Genomic DNA, 18,927 nt, shown 5'->3' on the forward strand with positions numbered 1-18,927 from the left:
GGCGATAGACGTAGCCCTCCACACGCGCCCCACCGTCGACCTCGGGCCCTTCCCCCTGAGTGAGGACATCGTGAACACTGGGTCGTGAAGGTCCCAAGAGGAAGAGGGTCGTGGCATAGTAGGAGATCAGATCTCGGTGAATGCAGCACGTCTGGTTTGGCACACCGGCGACGCCCCGGCGCGGCTCGTGCTCGACGACGTGCCGTACCGGATCACCGATCGGCTCGCCGATGTCACCGACCGTCGCACCACCGCGGCGCCGCCCTCACCTGCCGCCTCGACGTTCGACCCGAGTCCGCTGCCACCGCTCCCGAACGTCGACACCGGCGCTTTCCGCGCCGTGGCGCGCGAACAGCTTCCGCGCGCCGAGTCCGACCGGATCGCCGAGCTCTATGACCATGGCCGCACCGCGTGCCGCTGGCTCGCCGACTGCGACACCGCAGAACTCGACCACCGTGCGCGCCGGCCACCGGGGACGGTCCGGTGGAACCGTCACACCTGTGAGTGTTGCTGACCGCGCTGGTGCAGAGAGTCCGACCAACCGGCACACCGTCACCATGCTGCGCGCCGCCCAGCACGGATTCGCCCAGCACGGATTCGCCCTGCACGGCTATCGGCTCGAGCTACCACCGCAGCAGTTGCCCTACATGGTAGGTCCGGGGCTGACCACCGGCCCGTTCACCGCCGAGACCGCCGCCCGGATCCGGGAGCGGATCGCCCATCCTGTCCGCGCCGGTGCGCTCGCCACCGCGCTGATCACCGGCGTCGGCTACGGCACCCTGGTCTCGATACCGATCACCGCACTCAGCGATCGCGCCGATGTCCTGCTGGCTGGAATCCCGCCGCAGCGGGCCGCACCCGGCGCACTCGCCGTCCCACCCACCGCTCGACCGCTGCTGGCCGCGGTCCGCACCTTCCAGGTCCTGCGCCGGTGCCGAGCCGCACCGTGCGCTGTTTCGCGGAGGCCTCGGGCGGCAAGGGCCGCGACGTGCGGGAGTCCGCCGATTGCTGCGGGCTGACGTTAGCGGCACTGGCCCGCGCCGCCGGTGGCGATGGCGCGGTTGGCGGAGCAGCTGGAAGTTGATGCTTCGCTGATCGGTTCGTATCCATCTTGGTCGACATCGACGCCGAACTCGCCCCACCGGCTACCGGCCACTTCGCGTGCGCGACACCCTGTTCTGATCGGAGCGATCAGGTGCGGCCTACGTATCTCTCTTCGGTCCGGGCGCTGTACGGTCCGGAGGTGGACACCACGGTCGGGGTGAGGGCGGTCGACGATTCAGTCGTCGGTCGGTGCGTTTACGGCCGTGGCTGTTGGGTGGGTGGCGAGGAAGTTGTCGACGAGCCGGGCGCAGTCGTCGTGGTCGATGGTGCGTAGTCCGGTGAGGCGGGCGAACACGATCGGGCCGATGAGTTCGATGATGGCGAAGGTGGTGTCGAGCTCGCCGAGCACGGCGCGGGCGTCGGGGCTGGTGAGGACCTGGTCGAACGGTTGGCGGTATTGCTCGATGACGCGGGCGCGCAGCGAGGTGACCGCGGCCGGGTCGGTGTGGTCGTCGCCGATGGAGCCCATCGCCAGCCAGGCCAGGGTGGTCATCTGCACCGGGGCCTGTTCGATGAGGTCGGCCTGGGTGGTGAGCAGCGCGATGAGCCGCTCGCGCACCGAGGCGGTGCCGGTGGGGGCGTCGACGTGGGGAAGCAGCCGTTCGAAGGTGGCCGCGAGCAGATGGGTGGTGCTGCCGAAGTGCCGGTAGAGGGTGGCGCGCGCGACCTTCGACACGCGGGTGACCGCCTCGACGGTGACCGCCTCGACACCGCCGGTGGACAGCAGATAGGTGGCCGCGTCGAGCAACCGGTTGCGTGAGCGTGCCAGCCGCGGATCGGCCTGCTCGTCGTCCGCGGCGACCGGGTCGGTCGCCGGAGGGGCCGGGTCGGTCATGGCCGCGCTTTCCTCCGATTCGTGCCGTTCGGCTTTGGGTATGGGTGGACTCTATCCCACGCCTCGACCACTATGATACTAAGGGTCTCGCACAGAGACCATTGGTCTTCATCGTCGGGAGGTACCGGTGAACACGCACGGGACGGACACTGTCGAGATCGCCCGGTGGACCAGGGCCGAGTGGTGGATGCTGACGGTGTCGTGCCTGGCGGTGGCGCTGGTCGTCGCGGCGATGGCGGCGTTGTATTCGGCGTTGCCGCAGATCGCGGTCGAGACGGGGGCGACGCAAGCCCAGCTGACCTGGATCGTCGATGGCTACACACTGGTGCTGGCGTGTCTGGTACTGCCCGCCGGAGCCGTCGGTGACCGCTACGGGCGCCGCGCGGTGCTGGTGGCGGGGTTGGCGGTGTTCGCCGCCGCCTCGGCGCTGCCGCTGTTGCTGGGCGACCCGGTGTGGCTGATTGCGGCGCGCGCGCTGGCCGGGGCGGGCGCCGCGCTGGTGATGCCCTCGACGCTGTCGATCCTGACCGCGGGGTTCGCCCCCGCTCATCGCGGCCGGGCGGTGGGGGTGTGGGCCGGGGTCGCCGGGTCCGGGGCGGTGCTGGGAATCCTCGGTACCGGGGTGTTGCTCGAGCGGTGGTCGTGGCTGTCGGTGTTCGTCGGGTTGACCGTGGCCGGGACGGTCATGGCGGGGTTGGCGTGCACCATCGCCGAGTCCCGCCAGCGTGAGCATCCGCCGGTGGACTGGGTGGGCGCGGTCGCGGTGGCGGTTGCGGTCGCGGCGATCGTGTTCGCCGCGATCGAGGTCCCCGCGCGCGGCTGGGCCGACCCGCTCGTCGCCGTCAGTGCGGGGGTCGGTCTGCTCGCGACGGTGGCGTTCGTCGTCGTCGAGCTGCGTTCCTCGGCGCCGCTGCTGGATGTGCGGTTGTTCACCCACCGCGGTTTCGGTGCCGGCGCGCTGTCGGTGACCATCCAGTTCCTGGTCACCTTCGGCGTGTTCCTGCTGCTGGTGCAGTACCTGCAGCTGATCTTCGGTTATGGGCCGCTGGCCTCGGCGGTGGCGTTGGCGCCGATGGTGGTGCCGCTGGTCGCGATCTCGGTGATCGCGCCGTGGCTGTCGAGCCTGGTCGGATTGCGGGTGATGACCGTTACCGGCCTGCTCGCCATCACCGCCGGACTGGTGCTGGTGAGCCGGTTGACCCTCACCGCGCACTACCCCGAGCTGCTGTGGCCGCTGCTGATCATGAGCGCGGGCCTGGGGTTGTGCACCGCCCCGGCAACCTATGCCATCGTCGCCGACACCCCCGAGGCCAAACACGGGGTCGCCGCCGCGGTCAACGACGCCGCCCGCGAGATCGGCGCTGCGATCGGGATCGCCGTGGCCGGCAGCGTGCTCGCCGCCGGCTACACCCACCGCATCCAGCCCGCCCTGCCCCGGCTGCCCGAGCCAGCCCGCGGCCCGGTCGCCGATTCCCTGGCCGCCGCCCTACAGGTCGCCGACGAGGCCGGACCGGTGGCCCGGCCGCTGGCCGAGTTCGCCAAGGCCGCGTTCGTGCACGGCAGCGGCCAGGCCGCGCTCGTGCTGGCCGCCCTCACCGCCGCTGGGGCGATCGTGCTGGCTCTGCTCGCCCCCGGACCCACCCCTCGCCGCACACCGCGCGCTCTCACACGTCCACCCCGTCCCACTGAGACGCCCGCCGCTCGCGAAAGACGCCCGTCATGACGGCCTACCGCACGATCATCGTCGACACCGACGGATCCGACCGTTCCTACCGGGTGGTCGACCAGGCGGCCGAGCTGGCCCACACCACTCACGCCCGACTACTGATCATCAGCGCCCGCCACGACATCGACGAACGCGCGGTCGGCACCGACCTCGACCGGCTCGGACCCGACGCCTACCTGCTGCGCGGCACCGCCCCCACCGACACCATCTTGCGCACCGCCCACCAGCACGCCCTCGCCCACGGCGCCACCGACATCGAAACCCACATCCTGCCCGAACCCCTCCTGCCCGCACTGCTGCACCTGGCCGCCACCGCCGCCGCCGACCTCATCGTCACCGCCAACCCCCACCGGTCACCACTGCTGGCCCGGCTGCTGTCCATCCCACCGATCGAGCTTGCCCGCAAAATCCCCTGCGACATCCTCATCGCCGCCACCCGGTAGACAAACCCACAGAAAGCACTCATGACCGAGGACACACCCCGCACCGGCACACACGAGCCCGGATCCGAACCCTGCGAGGCCGAGGACTCGATCCCCACCTTCCCCGTGGTCGCGTCCGGATCCGCCGACCTGCCGCCTCACCACGACCACTGCCTCGGCTGCGGACCGGCCAACCCCCACGGCCACCAGCTGCGCGTCCGACGCGACGCACACGGCGTCCACGCCCATCACCGTTTCGACTCCCGCCACGTCGGCGCCCCAACGATCGCCCACGGCGGTGCGGTCGCCACCGTCCTCGACGACCTGTTCGGATTCCTGCTCTACACCGTGGGAGAACTCGCCGTCACCCGCCACCTCGCCATCGACTACCTCGCCCCGGTCCTGCTCGACACCCCCTACACCCTCCGCGCCCACATCCACGCCCGCGACGGCCGCAAACTACACCTGCGAGCCACCATCGAAAACGACCACGCCCACGTGGTGACCACCGCCACCGCCCTGTTCCTCATCGTCGACATCGACCACTTCCTGACCACAACACACCAACCCCACCACCGGTAACACCCCCAGATTGCGGCAATGCCCACGCACACGAAGACACACAACGCCGCAGATGGAAACCCCCTGATTTGCTCCGTAAGCCGTCACCAACGGAACACCACATCGGATGAATACCCGTCCAGCTCACCGGTGTTACCTAGAGATGTCCCGCGAACCGTCCCGTTGCACCCCCGCGATCCGGAACAATCCGGAAGATGGGTAAGCCCTTCCGCGTCGGATACTGCCGCGGAGCGCGACAACGGACGCCGGGCGTGCCTCGTCCGCGCTAGTTGATAACACTTATCGGATAGTGAAAATGGTTGGGGGAGCGGGCCTTTCAGTTCCTCGGCCGTCCTCGATCTGAGCGTTCGTCGAGCAGATTGCGCAGCATGTCGGTGACCTGTTGCTCGTCGCGGAAGCCGCCATAGCTGCCTTACCGCAGCCCCGTTGCGGCACAGCTATCGCGACATCTCAACGGTATGGTCCCAGTGGCGGCCAGTTCGGCTTGGCGGCACCAGGTAGGCCAGCGTGGTCGCCCAGGGATCAGTCAGCGGCATATGCGTGGCCCGGACACAAGAGATCCGGGGTGACTGCCCATTCCGCTGCAGTGAGCCATCGTCGAACGGGCTCGGCCAGGTTGCCGTTCTTCGCTTGCTCGGCGAGCGCGCCGGCGATGATGGGTCCGTCGCCGCAGACGCTGCAGGCGATGTCGAATGCTGGTTGCCCGGGTTCGCAATGCCGACAGTGGTGGCGGCTGATGACCCTTCCCCGGCGATTGGGGTCGGCGTGGACCCAGGTCACCGCGAGGTCGGCACGTTGGTGTGCTGCCTCGGCGCGAGTGGTCGGCTCATGTCCGCAGGTCGGGCACGTCCGAGGCGGGCGGACTGGAGGATCGGTGACCACGGCGCTCGCCTGCTCGGCCGGTGCGCGGTCCATCTGCCGTTTGTTCAGATGTCCATATACCGTGGTGCGCGGCAATTTCAGCATGCCCGAGATCTGGGCGACGGTGTGCTCGCCGGCGTCGTAGAGGCGTTGAGCGAGTCCGATCTGATCCGGGCTCAGCTTCGACGGCCGGCCGCCCTTGCGGCCGCGTGCGCGGGCGGCGGCCAACCCCTCTCGGGTGTTCGCCATTATCTAGATGCGAAGCATTCAGAATCTGGCTCCAAGTTGCGGAAATCACGACTGATGACCGTAATCGGTCTATGAGTTACGTGAGCGACAGGCGCTGGGCCCCAGTCGATTCTTCTACCGTTCCCGGTCGCCGACAGATCCCTCGATTCGCCGCGCGCGCCGACAGTCGGCGTGTCGATACCGGTCGAGCTCGTCGCTGGCTGGGGGCTCGGGCCCCGGCGTGGCAATTCAGCAGACGATCAGAGTTGCAATGGCTCCGGCGACACAGCAGTGCCGTGAGGAGGCAACGATGGCACGGGCTGGTTCGGTTTTTCAACACCATCACGAATAGCCATTATTCAGGGTAAATACGTCGGCTCTCGACGTCGAAAACCAGGGTGGTCGGGGTATTGTCGACGCATGTTGCTCGGCTACGCGCGGGTGTCCCCCGCGGATCTGAACCCGGATCATCAGGTCGACACGTTGCGCCGGGCCGGGGTGGCGGCCGAGGACACTTACATCGATCACGCGAGCGGCGCGAAGGCGTCGCGCCCGCAGCTGGATCTTGTGCTCAAGCTGCTCCGCGACGGCGACCACGCTGGTGATCACGCGACTCGACCGCCTCGGCAGGTCGGTGCTGCACCTGATCACTCTCGGCGCCGAGCTGCGCGAGCGCGGGGTCGGGCTGAGGGTGCTCGAGCAGGGCCTCGACACCGCGTTTGAGTACCGTCCATGCATCGTTCTCAAGCTCGCCCACGCGTTCGCGCTGCTGCCGAAAAGACAGGCGACGCCCCAGCAAGAAGATGGCGATGGTGACGCTGAGCGAGGTTATCGATACGGCGAGGGATAGAAGTCCCATCCAGGTAAAAGAAGCAGGCATTCGGTGAGGGTATCCGCAGGCCCAGTGGTGGTCGCTCGGCTCGCGTTGCGGCCACTGACGCGCCGGTGGGTGTCCAAGAAACGGCCCTTTTCGAGACACCGAAGCGCCGAGATGCGGCACGGTGCTTCGATTGGGCATCGAAGGCGGGTGGGCCGCACGCGGCCAGTGGGGTGGGGTGGGCGAGTGCTCGCACTTGGGTGTAGATGGGTCGACCAACAACCGCAGCTCGGTGGCCGGAAATGTGTTAGTTGGGCAGGCGCGGCATTTCATGATTGCTGCAAAATGAGACACGACACACTCACGATGCCTCGTCGGCTTCCTTCACCACCTTGACGCTCGCATGGTCCGTGCCCCGGCCGAAGTCAATTACCCCGAGGAAAACCTGTTCAGAAAGCTCAACACGTAGTCGGTACGCGTGCAGTCCGGCTTGAGATGAACCTCGATGATCTCCGTTGCACAGCAATAATGCGGCCACCTTCCTGTGTACCTAGCGGATTGACGAGGATCCCACCTGACGCGCCGAGGTACTGAATCCGGAAGGCGAATCCGCCCACGGTCGCCTGATCAACTCTCCTTTTGGGGTACCGTTTGCACTCGATAAGGACAATTCCTTCGTCGCCGAGCTTCACACCTTTGCCGTCGACCTCCCAGGACGTACCAACGTCACCGACGAGCGTCTGCTTGCCCTCAACTCGCTCTAGCCCTAGCTCGGCGGCGACCTTATCTAGCAGGAAGTTTGCTACCTCTTCGTAGTCCTGCCACAGCTCGCTCTTCATGACCCCTATTTTGCCGCCAACTGGGCCTGCTGATGTGCGAGAACACCGGTCGTGAAAACCTGATTCAGGCACTGAATTGCCTGCTCGAGGGCGGTCGGATGTTTCTGAGACAGTCATGCCCCATGAGCGGTTCCAATTCCTTCCGCCCCTTCAGACTGGCCAACGGCTCGTCGTGTGGACCACAGCGGCCCTTCCGCCGCTGCCGTGGTCCCAAGTCCGGGAGGCAATTCTCATGCGACGATCCAGGATTTGTCGGCCGTCGACGGCGTTACCTGGTTCGATGGCATGAATGAGCTCAAGGAGGAGTAACCGATGTCTGCCTCTGGTGGGTGTCGGTGACCACACCCACCCCGATGTCCGTGTCACCGAGGGCAGTCGGTGCCTTGCCCGGATCATCATTGATCGCCGCGTCGCGGATGTGCTGACCGTGGCTGGGTGACACAACTGTGAACTACTAGGCAGCCTGACCAGCCCTTCTCGTGAGAAAGTCAACCCACATGTCGAATCCGTTTTACCCCCAGCAGCCGCAGCGCCCGCAGGGGCCGCAGCGCCCGCAGGGGCCGCAACCGGGCCAGTTGGGGCAACCCACTGCAGGTCAGTCTCCGAAGCCGCCGAAGAAACCGTTCACGCCGCCGTGGGCGCCTCGTGAACCTGATGCTCCAAAGCGGAACTGGCCGTGGATCGTCGGTGGCATCTTCGCCGTGCTGATCGTCACTCTGGGCGTTGCCGCGACGGTGAATGACTACGATTCGCCATCGGCCGCGGACGCCGCGCGGAACTCGACGACGGCCCGCATCACCCGGACCATGACCCCGGAGGAGGTGGCGGCGAGGACCGCGCAGCAGGAGCAGGCCCGCCGGCAGCAGGAGGAGCAGCAGGCCAAGCGACAGGCCGCGATTGACGCGGAGAAGGCTCGGCTGGCTGCGATCGAGGCTGCGAAGTGGGATCGGTCTACGTACGAGACGCTGAGTGACCGGGATTTCGCGCTGGTGATGAAGAATCCGGATGCGAACAAGGGCAGGAAGCTGGTTGTGTACGGGCATGTGACCCAGTTCGATTCGGTGACCGGACCCGAGCGGTTCAGGGCCGACACAATGGCTGCGCCACAGGACTACAGCTTCCTCTACGACAACAACACCGTGGTCACCGGGGCGGTGCCGATATTGACAAATGTGGTATCCGGGGACTTCGTGACCATGTACGTCGAGGTAGTCGGTTCGCATACATACTCGACGACCCTGGGCGGGGAGACGACGGTACCGAAGCTGAACGCGCTGATGCTCGATGTAACCGGATCCAGTTAGGACAGGACACCCTTCGACGAGGAGGTCCCCTCGAATGCAATCAATGCTGGTATTGCTTGCATTCAGATGCTGGTCCCTTGGGCCGCATACAGTTGCCGATGGAAATCGAGCGTCAAGATCTCCACGCATGGATCAGTGAAGTCCACGATCGAGTCGATGCACGCCGCGATCGGCGACAGGGTTGCTGCACCTCGGAAACAACCGATACCGCGACCGTCTCAGCTTCGGTCGTTACCGGGAGCTGGTCTCATGAGACACCACAAGGGATCGCTTGCGGGGCGCATCCTGCATCATCGGGAGATGACTTCACCCGCAGGGTCAGCGAGACGGCGTTTCTAACGCGGGCGACGCAGCAGAACCTCTTGAACATTCTCTACATCGGCAACCCACGCATGGATCTCGCTGGAACGCCAGGACAGAACTTCCATCATTCCCGTGTAGCACTGGGACAAGTCGAATCGAGAAGTGTCCGAGATGGGTTCATGATGTCCCATACGATTTCTGATCCTGCGCACCCGTTCGTACCTCGTGCGCAGCGCATTGCGGTGATCGCGGATAGGTTCGGCGGAATCAACGTTCGGAAAGACGGTGCAGAGGTAGCTATTCCAGAAATCGGCATCATGCCGTTGAGTGAACATCTTCTCCCAGAATGCCATTTTCAGTTCGGGAATCACCTTGCCCGGTGTCGGATGGAGACGGCTCTGCTTCTGGAGATCTTCCCGTGCGCCGTACCCGGCGGGCCGGTTCGTGCTTCTGTCACGCGGCGCGGGTGGAAGTTTCGCGTGGAAGGAGGCGTCGTGAGTCCAATTCGGTCCGTGGACCTGGGTCACAGCATCGCTCACAGCATTCCGTACGGTGACTTCGAAAACGTGCATCACAGTCCACAGGGCCGCAGCGATCTCGGCATTCCATCGATAGAGCCTAAGAGCAGCAGCCAGCGGATCCTCGCCCTGATCGCAGGTGACCAGCGGAGGGTGATATGACCCAACTCGACCAGGCGAGAGGCATTTCTCGATAGCCTGCGCATCGGCAGGGGTCATTGCGTAGGAGGCCGTAGGCATGTACGGTGTCTACCACAGAGCCATTGAGGATCGTGGGCCGAGTGCCTCCCTCTAGGACATACGAATAGTGAAAGAACCCCCAGGGAAACCTGGGGGTTCTTTCGTGTGCGCGTCTGCGGGCCGTCCGGATGATTTTGCGGATAGCGTCCTCGGCCGCTTCCCGTCGCCGGCCCATGTCCCGAACGAGCTGAGCTGCACGGGTCCCGGTAACCCCGTCCGGTGAAGGAATCCCGAATCGGGACGGCGAACGGGACACCAGTTGGGTCCGCTCTGGATAGTTATGCGCTGTTTCGGGTTGTCTCTCATTCGACCATTACTGAGACGCCCGGAGTTGAGACACCGGACGGGAATCGAGTGCGTGCGGCCGCGAGTGGGCCGAACGAGACCGACGGCTGCTCGGCAGGTGTCCAGGAGTCGAATCGATGGGAAGCGTTACCGAATTGTTATGTGTCTCAGAAACCTGTCTCACCCTCTTGGGTGCCCACTGGAGGGTGTCAGACGTTTCTGGGACAGTCATCGCCTGTGAGCGCCGTATTCGGGTATCTGAGGGTAAGTGGCACCGATCAGGTGCTGGATTTGCAGAGGGACGCTCTGGCGGCCGCCGGGTGTTCGAGAGTCTGGGAGGAAGTGGCGAGCGGTGCCAAGAAGGACCGCCCCGAACTGCTGGACCTACTCGGGCATCTTCGCGCCGGCGACACCCTCGTAGTGTGGCGCCTGGACAGGCTCGGGCGATCGTTGAGCCATCTGATCGAGACGGTCGAAGACCTTCAGGCCCGCGGGGTGGCGTTCAAATCGCTCACGGAGACGATCGACACTTCATCTCCTGGCGGGATGCTGATCTTTCAAATATTCGGTGCCTTAGCGCAATTCGAGAGGGCGCTTATCCAAGAGCGGACGGTTGCCGGTCTCGCCGCTGCCCGGGCACGAGGCCGGATCGGCGGGCAGCCCAAGGCGATCGATGCGGCGAAGGCACGTCACATCCGACAGATGGTCGAGGCGGGAACCCCGAAAACTGAAATCGCAGCAGTTCTAGGGATTGGCCGCGCCACGCTATACCGGCATCTCTCGGCCACATCGCAATAGAGGCGTTGTCTCATGGACGGCGACTGCTGTGCCGAAGGGCCGGATGCGGAGATCTCGGCACTCCATGAACAACGCCAAATTCGCGGATCTATTACTCCGTGAAGTTCTGTGGAGCAGCCGTAAAAATGTCTATGCATTGCTGCTGCGAGCAGATATAGCCTTGTCAGAATTTTGTGTCAAATCGGCTATGCAGCTCGGCATCGAAGTCTCCGTTCGGTCTTCTGTACCAAGTTTCGTTTGAGGCGTCTGGCGTCAAATCTGACGGCTCGAAGTCCACTTCCGGGACATTCACCCTTGCGGTGTCCGAGCTTGGCACAGGTGACCGACAGGGGGCATTACGGGATTTCTGCTATGTGACGAATGGCACATGGGCAATTTTCAAATGCCGTGAGCAGGGAGAACGTACTGACGAGTAGGGCGTCGGGCACATAAATGCCGGTCGTTCGTCTCAAGTAAAGCGGAAATGTTGAAATCGGGTGCTAACTTAATTTGGAGACAGCAGAAAACCTCGAAACAACTCGGGGGGACTGAAAGTTTCGAGGTGTGTATTTATCTGCATTTTGCCGATGCACAGATGACCATACCTCGTGGCTCTAAGACCGCAAGATGCGGGGCGGAGATTCTGGTCTGGATAGCTGCCCTTAGGAGTTGTGCACATGGGTACTATCCGTCGAATCACTATCCGCCCGGGCCAGAAGAAGACGATCAGCGTGCCTGGTCCGATTCGCAAGGTCACCATCACGACGAAGCCTGGGCGGTAGAGCGCGTGGCTACCAAGAAGAACATCCACGTCGTGAAAAGTGGCGATGCCTGGAAGGTCAAGGTCGAAGGGAACTCCCGGGCAAGTGCTGTGACCGGGACGCAGAAGGAGAGCATCGCCAAGGCTCGTGAACTTGGTCGTGCAAATTCCGCCGGCGCTGAACTCAACATCCACGGTGTGGATGGAAAGATCAGGGCTAAGGACTCTGTTCCGCCTGCCACCGATCCCCGCAACACCCCGGGTTAAGAGGACCTGCAAAACTCCCGGTTAAACAGGCACCCCGGTCCATTCGGACCGGGGTGCCTGTGCACGATCGAGGTGCGAGAAGGCCGCGACATCAGCCTCGGAGCTTCAGTGGGCGGCGTGGAAGGCCTGCTCGACCTCAGTGGGGATACGGCCGCGGGAGGAGAGCTCGTAGCCCTGCTCGAGCGCCCAGGCGCGAATCTTCTGCGTTTCGCCCCGCGGCCGCTTCCCGGCAGTGGCGTTGTCCGGCCGGTCGGAGCGGTGCTTGCGGCCGCCGACCCGGGTGGAGTGCGCGATGTAGTACTCGAAGGTCTCGCGGAGTTCCTTCGCATCGTCCTTCAAGTCGATCACGTACTCGACGCCGTCGACCGCATAGTGGATGCTCTCGCCGTCCTCACCGAAGGCGGTGCCGTCGATGTCGTCGACCATCTCAACTACGACCCTGCGTGCCACAGATTCCACTCCTCAGTCTCCGGTACAGACCGGATGACAGTACTGGCAGCATCAGCGTCTCGACACGCCCGACATTTTGTCGTCTTTGTTAGGCTCAGCGATGCCGTACGGCATCGCTGCTGGTCAAGGCAAGCAACAACCTTCTTCGGGACTCCCGAGGTTTGGCTACCGTTCGCGCCATGACGAACTTTCTCGCTCCCTTGGCATGGCACCTGATGGTTCTCGGTGCGATCGCCGCCGCAATCGGGTACCTCTCGTCCAGAGGTGTCATCTTCCGGATGAAGATAAGCACTGAATTCCCGGTGCTGTTCGGTCGCCTGGGGGTCTTCCTCATAGGGTTCATGACCTTGCTGGCCTAGCGCTTCATTCAAGGGTCGCAGCGACTTTCAATGGGTTGCGTCGGGTGCAATTTCGCGCAATTGATACAAGAGAAAGTCTCTTTACCAATAGAACTCAAGGGGGGGTATGCGTTTCAAAGACGAGCACCCAGAGCTGTTTCAGCAACTACATCGGGCCCGCAATGCTGGGGTCGATCTTGATTCGATCTCGGCCTCTTCGCACGAGATGCTGTGGTGGCGATGCCCCGTGGGACACGAGTGGCGAGAAACACCGCTGCAGCGGCGATCACACGCGACGTGGAAGAAGGGGGACCTCCACGCATGCCTGTACTGCGTGGCCCCTGGCTGCGTTGTTTACAGTTGCGGTCACCGCAGGTTCCGGAGCAGTGAATCCACCTTTCGTGTACTCGCGGACCCGTGCGACAAGTGCGAGGTCACAGAGCACACGCGGCTGATCCTCGACGCGCATGAGGACTCGGCCGCGGCCGCGGTCCGCATCCTCGACGACAGCCCGCACTACGCCCTTTTCTGCGGCAGAGCGGCCGACACAGTCGAGTGGTGGGTAGAGATCTTCCCGCTGGTGGAGGCGTACTTCGTGCGGATGGTGAGCCTGTACGTCGCTATTGCGACCGTCGAGCATCGTCCCATGCTGAGCTACCCGGCATCGAGGTTGCTCGGCGCGTGCATGCTGCGCATCCTCGACGCGCTGCCGCAGAGTTGCCGGGAGGAGATGCACTCGGCTGTGCCGGAAGATGCCGGCCGCTTTCATGACCGGTATGTTCCCGGCGAGCATTCCATCCAGATCGGATGGGCGTTGAAGAAGCTCGGCTTCGATATTGTCGACGCTGCCCTAGATGACGATTTCGAGCGGCGCGTGCAATTCTGTGAACAACAGCGGTTCACGGCGACCGGTGCGCTGCCTCCGGTCAACCTCGCGAATCGGCACTACCCCAGCTTCGATCACATCGTCCGTGACCGTGAGAGAGGAGCGTCGTCCGAGCTGCGGCGGTTCCGGCCGAAGCAGCTTCCCGCGCGTTTAGCGGCCTTACGGGTCACGCTCCCCACAGTCTCACCCGCCGAACCCGACGACCCTCTCGGCCGAACTCACGTCGGTTACGCCCCAGGTCTCACGTCACAGGAACTGTGGGAGCGTGGCCGGGGGATCTGGAAGTTCCGGGCAGATCATGTCGCCGCATCGAAGATCATGCTTCTGGTCCACGACAAGACAGTTGTGCTGGTTGCGTCGATCACCGGACTGACCCTGCACCGCGGCGGCCTGGCCATCCTCGGTGAGCCACTCACCGATCACCCTCTCATCGGTAGGCCGGACCCGCTGCATACACCGAATCCCCTTGCTCACGGCATCATCAATCATGGACAGGCCCCGTGAGCAGCTGAACCTTCCGAAGCGGCAGTGAGCCCCGCCGGAATACCGCCAGCTCGGCCCATGTTGAAGAGGGCGACGGTGGCGCTCATACCCCGGGTACCACACCAGAAAAGTCGCTGCGAGCGACCGCTTGCCGAGAGGCGATATGGCGTCACTGTCACCCCCGAGCCGGGTAAGACCTACATTGCGTAGCGTTCCAGGCGTAGGGGATGAGGAGCCGCTGACGCCGGGGAAGGTGTCGGCGGCTTTCCTCTGGCCGGCCTACAGGTCCTCCGCACGAACCGATTGAAAATCGACGTCGAAGCGCCGGCCCTTCAGAGAGGGATGCCGTAGCCCACCGGCCGTGTGCGCCCTGTAGGCGACGTCCACGACCAGCCGCGGAGTGAGCCACTGAATCCCAGGGAAGGTCTCCGCGGCTGCTGACGGGTCCGTGAGAGGGCTGCTAGGGCGCTCCAGCGGCCGGAAGTCCTCCCGGAGCTGTCGGCGCATCGGCACCGTGAGCCCGGAAGAAACGGAACCCACCTGGATTAATCTATTCTCGGCGTCGTACGCTCCGAGGATCAGTGCCGCGACCGAACGGCTCGAGCCGACGAACCCGATCACCAAAACCGAGCTGCGCGTGCGGATTGCGTGTTTGATCCAGGATCGGCTGCGCTGGCCCGGAAGGTAGATCGATGCCGATCGTTTGGCCAAAATCCCTTCCATGCCAGCACTGTTCGCCGCATTGAGCATGATTGTGCTGCGCTGATTCTCCCAGTGCGGAGGGGCGGTGATGGGCAGGCCGCCGACGTCCTGGAGGATCGAATCCAGCTCGGCCAGCTCCGCCCGCCGATCCAGGTACGACGCACTCGTGAGATCCAGGTCGTCGAGCACCAGGACGTCAAACGGTAGAAATGTCACAGGGATTCGCCGCTGCAGCGGCTTCGTGGCATGAGCAATCCCCATGCGCCGCTGGAGCAGTCCGAACGAGGGCCGGCCGTGATCAAGTACGACGACCTCCCCGTCGAGAACGATGCGCCCGCGGCCGCCGAACGCCGCTGTCAATGCCTCGGCGATCTCGGGATACGAGGGTGTCACCACGTTCATGGCGCGGGTCCACAGCACCGGCTCCTGGCCGCCGCCCACCGAGGCCAGCATCCGGCACCCGTCGTACTTCATCTCGAAACTCCACGGCCGTTCCGCCGTGTCGTCCGGGAGTGCGCCGGCCGTGGCCAGCATGGGCGCGATCAGCCGCATAGCCCCGATTGTGCCCGTGACCTGCTAGCTACACAGACGGAAGGACTCGAGAACGGTCCGATCCCATCGATCACCGATCCAGGCTCCTGCCGCACCTTAACTGTGGTTATCACACACAGTGTTATGGTGTTGGGTATGGCTGTGTACCACGACCTCGCCGACCGGCTCCGCGAGCGCATCACGTCTGGTGAATGGGGACTCGGTTCCAAACTGCCCAGCATCAGCGAACTGCAAGACGAATACGGCATCCGCAGCCTGAACACCGTGCGCGCCGCGCAACAACGTCTCGCCGAGGAAGGACTGATCGAAACCCGCCAGGGAGTCGGCGCCTTCGTGGTCGGCAACGAACCCCTGACCGCCGTCGACGTGCCAGGTGAATTGGCGCAGATCCGGGAGCGACTCACTACGGTCCTCGCCGCGATGGACAGTCAGAGCAAGCACAGCCTGACGATCGACCTCGACGATCCGGCCGAACCTCATCTGTACTTCGTGCTGACCGATGCACTGGAAGAATGGGCAGGTCGAATGCGCGACAGGGTCGAGGACGAACCCGATCATCCGAACAGTCCGCACCACAGCGAGTGGGCCGAAACGGCAGACCGGCTCCGGCGGAAGGTGGAAGACGCCGTGTGAGTCCTTGGAATATAACCATCTCGCCTAACACCTCATCCCGTAAGGACCCCGAATGACGTTGCTGACACTGCACACCGACCGCCTCGACCGACTCACCCCCAGCCGGGTCAACGACGGCTATCGTCTCGTGGGTCACTGGCTTCTGCAGAAGGCCGTCGACGCCGAGGTCATCACCTGGGACAAGGCAGTGTGGGGGCACCTGGACTTCGGTGTCGAGCCGGCGGATCGGGACGACCTGCGGCCCCGGGAACTAGTGATCAGTTACATGGTCTCGAAGGACGGGCCGACGATCACCGGCGGGATCTTCGCCGATCTCCCGGACAACTGGAACGAGCTGACCACGGAAGAAGAGGCAGACGTGCCGGCGAGCTTCCCGGACCCCACGCAGCGGCCGGGCGAATTCTTGGTCCTGGTCGTCGACGAACTCAACCAGCTGCACGCCAGCATGGAACGTCTCGTTGCCGCGTGGCCGGGAAATACCGGCACACCACTGATCTGACCAGCCTTGTCGACGTCGCCGGCCACTACAACCATGCCGGACAGCCCCCGCAGTCATGGCCACGCGGCGACTCGCCCGATTCAAGAGGAAGGACCTCATCGTGCCCCACCGCCCAGATCGCCTCAGTGCGATCGCTTCCGAAGCACTCCACCGCGGTGCGACGGCGGCCATGTCCTGTTGGATCGCTACTGTGCCAGGTGTGAGGGAACCGGTGCTGGATCGGCACGTCGACGTTGCACAGCTGTGGCAGCTAGCCAGTGAGGCGGCCCGGAAGGGCGAGAAGTGGGGGCAGCGCAAGAAGTCGGTGAGCGACGCCATGGTGACCTACTACGCCCAGCTGCGACGTGACAGACGCGGCGCGAAACGGTGGGTCGCCGAGGTCGTTGATCTCCTGGGATATTTCGATCTGTCAGCGGACTGGCGCGCAGTTGAGAAAGGACTGCAAATACTCGACCAAGCTGACGGTGACGTCACCGGTGCCGGTGCTGAGCTACAGCGGCTGGAGGTCGTGCCGGCTTCCTCGACGAAGAACTCTCTCTTCAAGAGCTCCTAGTAGGGCGGAGTCAGGCGAACCGCTCGCGTTCGCGGCCAGGTGCGACGGCAGGTTCGCGTCGCTTAGGACACGGATCGAGAACTTCCCAAATAGCTAGGTCAGACTACGAATCGGGCAGTTCTGAGCCGGAATCCGGCCATCCTTCCCTCGCAAAGTTCTCCAGCCATTCGGGTGAAGCCATCGCAGTGAGGATCACTTCGAGCGATTCCGTGAACCGCTCGCCGAGGTCGCCCTCCAGCGCCACCATGTCGGACATGTACCGCTGGCCGGCGAGCGACGCCGCCAGGACCCGGGTGAACTGCTCGGGGTCGGCGCCGGGGCGGAGCAGTCCGTCGCGCTGAGCGCGGATCGCGAACTCGTGCGCGGTCCGCCCCCAGAACTGCGAGCCGCCGGACTGTACGTCCGGATAAAACTCGAGTTCGACGATCAGCCGGAACTCGGCCCGGACGAGGACGCTCGAATGGAACAGCTTCGCGAGATCGAGAACGAAGCCGTGGAGGGCTTCGAACGGCCCGATGTCCGTGCGACGCGTCCACCGATCGGTCAGAGCAGAGAACTGCTCGATTCCGGACTGGAGGACGGCTCGGGCGAGTTCTTCCTTCGACTGGAAGTGGAAGTACATCGCCCCCTTGGTGGCGTTCGAGCCTTCGAGGATCGTGTTGAGCGGCGCCGCCGCATAGCCGCGTTTGGCGAACTCGATCGCGGCCGACTCCACCAGCGCAGCGCGAGTGCGTCGCGCGCGCTCCTGCTGACGTGTCATGACGGTGAATCCCTCTCCCAGATGTAGTAACCCCGCCTTTCGCCTTCCGGGACGAGCGTGGAGCCATACATAACAGTATCCCCGTTTTGAAAGAACCGACAGAGCAGTCTGTCGCTCATAAAAACCTTACTAGAAACTAACCTGAAGACCTTTATGGAGACGGAAACCGGACCGCTGCCGAAAAAATATTCACCGGCTCGTCCCGAGAGCCGGCCGTTGACCGGAACTCGCTGACCAGCGCCGTTCCGGTAGCCCCGTCCGGTGATGTTTTAGCTTTCGGGGCGTCAATCGGGACACCCCGAACGATCTGGATCACGCCGAAGATGGGCGAGTCTCACCACGGTGGCGGATCCGCCACCGCATTCGAGATCAGCCACGCCGCCACGTCGAATGCAATCTCACCCAATTGGCCAACTGGCCACTGAGTGGCCATCCCAGATGAGATTTGGCCACGAGTCTCGAGACCCTACATCGAGCTCCGCTGCGCTCCGCCCTGTTGAAGAGCATCGTTCTTTTGACCTGCTGGCCTTCCGATCCTGATCGACGGCGGCCGGGGAACAACCCCTGGCGGCGCAAGCGCCGGCACAAGGCTCCGAGAACTTTCTCAACGCGTACTCGCTTCGCTCGCTGAGAAACTTCTCGGCCCAGGGGTTGCACCCCGTCCTGATACCGCCGATCCGACTCTCCTTTGCCCGCAGGGCAAAAAGAACGATCGGGACACGGTGAGTGGTCCGATCCGTACGAAAGGTCACTGACATATGAACCCGCCCACAACGCCCGAGGATCCCGTCGAGGAGACGTCCGACGTGCTCGACTACCGAAGCTACGGCGCCTTGGAAGAGATGTACGCCCGCGAGCTGACGCGACTCGAGGCAGTCGGCGTCGCCGATCCCGAAGTGGCCTCGACCGGCGGCAATTGCTACGCACTCACCGGCGGTGCCGGTTACGCCCCCGATGGCCGGTCGATCTACCTCCTTGCCACCACCAACGGTGGCCCTGCCTTGGCGACCGGTGAACCCATTACGAGTTGGGCTGTCGGCCTGTACGACACGCAGGGTGACTCGGTAGCCCTGGCAATGGGCGAGGCCAGCGTCGAGGCACTCGGCGACTCCCCCGATGCACTCGGCTGCGCGGTCACCCGCGCCCGCACGGCACTGCACCAGTACACCGGCGGTGCACCGGCAGGGCAGTTCGCTCTCATCG

At 64.2% G+C, this 18,927-nt stretch carries 23 protein-coding genes; 16 read left to right on the top strand and 7 right to left on the bottom strand.

The annotated features are described in order from the left end of the window. Nucleotides 1-136: 136 nt before the first annotated feature. Nucleotides 137-514, top strand: coding sequence for a hypothetical protein (locus L1080_RS37850; protein WP_109336405.1), 378 nt, complete (start codon nucleotides 137-139; stop codon nucleotides 512-514). Continuing rightward, on the top strand, nucleotides 501-1,019 hold the full coding sequence (locus L1080_RS37855; protein WP_109336404.1) for a hypothetical protein: 519 nt from the start codon (nucleotides 501-503) through the stop codon (nucleotides 1,017-1,019). Before L1080_RS37850 ends, L1080_RS37855 begins: the two co-directional genes overlap by 14 nt. Before the next feature lie 260 nt (nucleotides 1,020-1,279). On the opposite strand, the gene L1080_RS37860 is transcribed toward L1080_RS37855, so the two are convergent. After that, on the bottom strand, nucleotides 1,280-1,939 hold the full coding sequence (locus tag L1080_RS37860) for a TetR/AcrR family transcriptional regulator (RefSeq protein WP_250775888.1): 660 nt from the start codon (nucleotides 1,937-1,939) through the stop codon (nucleotides 1,280-1,282). Nucleotides 1,940-2,066: 127 nt separating this feature from the next. Here L1080_RS37860 and L1080_RS37865 point away from each other — a divergent pair, with 127 nt between their 5' ends. The 3 genes from L1080_RS37865 to L1080_RS37875 are packed head-to-tail and all read left to right on the top strand — an operon-like array spanning nucleotide 2,067 to nucleotide 4,669. After that, a complete protein-coding gene (locus L1080_RS37865; protein ID WP_109336402.1) occupies nucleotides 2,067-3,662 on the top strand; it encodes an MFS transporter in 1,596 nt (531 codons plus the stop codon). Next, on the top strand, nucleotides 3,659-4,108 hold the full coding sequence (locus L1080_RS37870; protein WP_250775890.1) for a universal stress protein: 450 nt from the start codon (nucleotides 3,659-3,661) through the stop codon (nucleotides 4,106-4,108). The genes L1080_RS37865 and L1080_RS37870 overlap by 4 nt, the downstream gene beginning before the upstream one ends. A gap of 21 nt (nucleotides 4,109-4,129) precedes the next feature. Further along, the gene (locus L1080_RS37875; RefSeq protein WP_204165075.1) at nucleotides 4,130-4,669 is read left to right on the top strand and encodes a PaaI family thioesterase; all 540 of its coding nucleotides are present in this window, start codon (nucleotides 4,130-4,132) and stop codon (nucleotides 4,667-4,669) included. A gap of 522 nt (nucleotides 4,670-5,191) precedes the next feature. On the opposite strand, the gene L1080_RS37880 is transcribed toward L1080_RS37875, so the two are convergent. Beyond that, entirely contained in the window at nucleotides 5,192-5,779 is a 588-nt protein-coding gene (locus L1080_RS37880; protein WP_109336400.1) for a helix-turn-helix domain-containing protein, read from the bottom strand. A 399-nt stretch (nucleotides 5,780-6,178) separates the two neighbouring features. On the opposite strand from L1080_RS37880, the gene L1080_RS37885 reads away from it, so the two are divergent. After that, on the top strand, nucleotides 6,179-6,481 hold the full coding sequence (locus tag L1080_RS37885) for a recombinase family protein (protein ID WP_230990492.1): 303 nt from the start codon (nucleotides 6,179-6,181) through the stop codon (nucleotides 6,479-6,481). Beyond that, complete coding sequence (locus L1080_RS37890) at nucleotides 6,393-6,608, top strand: recombinase family protein (RefSeq protein WP_230990491.1); 216 nt, start codon at nucleotides 6,393-6,395, stop codon at nucleotides 6,606-6,608. The genes L1080_RS37885 and L1080_RS37890 overlap by 89 nt, the downstream gene beginning before the upstream one ends. Nucleotides 6,609-7,033: 425 nt before the next feature. On the opposite strand, the gene L1080_RS37895 is transcribed toward L1080_RS37890, so the two are convergent. Then, nucleotides 7,034-7,414 carry a hypothetical protein gene (locus L1080_RS37895; protein WP_109336399.1) on the bottom strand — a complete coding sequence of 127 codons (381 nt, stop codon included), beginning with the start codon at nucleotides 7,412-7,414 and terminating at the stop codon, nucleotides 7,034-7,036. Nucleotides 7,415-7,911: 497 nt separating this feature from the next. Between L1080_RS37895 and L1080_RS37900 the strand changes: the two genes are divergently transcribed. Beyond that, on the top strand, nucleotides 7,912-8,718 hold the full coding sequence (locus L1080_RS37900; protein WP_162603434.1) for a DUF2510 domain-containing protein: 807 nt from the start codon (nucleotides 7,912-7,914) through the stop codon (nucleotides 8,716-8,718). Between the two features lie 335 nt (nucleotides 8,719-9,053). On the opposite strand, the gene L1080_RS37905 is transcribed toward L1080_RS37900, so the two are convergent. Beyond that, nucleotides 9,054-9,779, bottom strand: coding sequence for a hypothetical protein (locus L1080_RS37905; RefSeq protein ID WP_162603433.1), 726 nt, complete (start codon nucleotides 9,777-9,779; stop codon nucleotides 9,054-9,056). Between the two features lie 522 nt (nucleotides 9,780-10,301). Here L1080_RS37905 and L1080_RS37910 point away from each other — a divergent pair. Continuing rightward, a complete protein-coding gene (locus L1080_RS37910) occupies nucleotides 10,302-10,862 on the top strand; it encodes a recombinase family protein (RefSeq protein WP_109336396.1) in 561 nt (186 codons plus the stop codon). A gap of 463 nt (nucleotides 10,863-11,325) precedes the next feature. Continuing rightward, on the top strand, nucleotides 11,326-11,868 hold the full coding sequence (locus tag L1080_RS37915; protein ID WP_250775892.1) for a DUF2188 domain-containing protein: 543 nt from the start codon (nucleotides 11,326-11,328) through the stop codon (nucleotides 11,866-11,868). 105 nt (nucleotides 11,869-11,973) lie between these two features. Here L1080_RS37915 and L1080_RS37920 read toward each other — a convergent pair whose 3' ends face one another. After that, nucleotides 11,974-12,318, bottom strand: a complete 345-nt coding sequence (locus L1080_RS37920) for a histone-like nucleoid-structuring protein Lsr2 (RefSeq protein WP_109336394.1) — start codon at nucleotides 12,316-12,318, stop codon at nucleotides 11,974-11,976. A gap of 179 nt (nucleotides 12,319-12,497) precedes the next feature. On the opposite strand from L1080_RS37920, the gene L1080_RS37925 reads away from it, so the two are divergent. Both L1080_RS37925 and L1080_RS37930 read left to right on the top strand, forming a co-directional pair. Beyond that, a complete protein-coding gene (locus tag L1080_RS37925) occupies nucleotides 12,498-12,677 on the top strand; it encodes a hypothetical protein (RefSeq protein WP_109336393.1) in 180 nt (59 codons plus the stop codon). Between the two features lie 106 nt (nucleotides 12,678-12,783). Beyond that, a complete protein-coding gene (locus L1080_RS37930; protein ID WP_109336392.1) occupies nucleotides 12,784-14,046 on the top strand; it encodes a zinc-ribbon domain-containing protein in 1,263 nt (420 codons plus the stop codon). A gap of 258 nt (nucleotides 14,047-14,304) precedes the next feature. On the opposite strand, the gene L1080_RS37935 is transcribed toward L1080_RS37930, so the two are convergent. Then, nucleotides 14,305-15,279, bottom strand: a complete 975-nt coding sequence (locus tag L1080_RS37935) for an ATP-dependent DNA ligase (RefSeq protein ID WP_250775894.1) — start codon at nucleotides 15,277-15,279, stop codon at nucleotides 14,305-14,307. Nucleotides 15,280-15,414: 135 nt separating this feature from the next. On the opposite strand from L1080_RS37935, the gene L1080_RS37940 reads away from it, so the two are divergent. From L1080_RS37940 to L1080_RS37950, 3 genes are all read left to right on the top strand, one after another. Next, complete coding sequence (locus L1080_RS37940) at nucleotides 15,415-15,912, top strand: winged helix-turn-helix domain-containing protein (protein ID WP_250775896.1); 498 nt, start codon at nucleotides 15,415-15,417, stop codon at nucleotides 15,910-15,912. Between the two features lie 52 nt (nucleotides 15,913-15,964). Then, complete coding sequence (locus L1080_RS37945; protein WP_250775898.1) at nucleotides 15,965-16,411, top strand: hypothetical protein; 447 nt, start codon at nucleotides 15,965-15,967, stop codon at nucleotides 16,409-16,411. Between the two features lie 199 nt (nucleotides 16,412-16,610). Then, on the top strand, nucleotides 16,611-16,964 hold the full coding sequence (locus tag L1080_RS37950) for a hypothetical protein (protein ID WP_005562459.1): 354 nt from the start codon (nucleotides 16,611-16,613) through the stop codon (nucleotides 16,962-16,964). A gap of 103 nt (nucleotides 16,965-17,067) precedes the next feature. On the opposite strand, the gene L1080_RS37955 is transcribed toward L1080_RS37950, so the two are convergent. Then, the gene (locus L1080_RS37955; protein WP_250775900.1) at nucleotides 17,068-17,724 is read right to left on the bottom strand and encodes a TetR/AcrR family transcriptional regulator; all 657 of its coding nucleotides are present in this window, start codon (nucleotides 17,722-17,724) and stop codon (nucleotides 17,068-17,070) included. 758 nt (nucleotides 17,725-18,482) lie between these two features. Between L1080_RS37955 and L1080_RS37960 the strand changes: the two genes are divergently transcribed. Continuing rightward, nucleotides 18,483-18,927: hypothetical protein (locus L1080_RS37960; protein ID WP_459032702.1), on the top strand; the 445-nt coding region annotated here is incomplete at its 3' end.

This window comes from Rhodococcus sp. MSC1_016 (assembly GCF_023667485.2).
GTDB classification, from domain to species: Bacteria; Actinomycetota; Actinomycetes; order Mycobacteriales; family Mycobacteriaceae; genus Rhodococcus_F; species Rhodococcus_F oxybenzonivorans.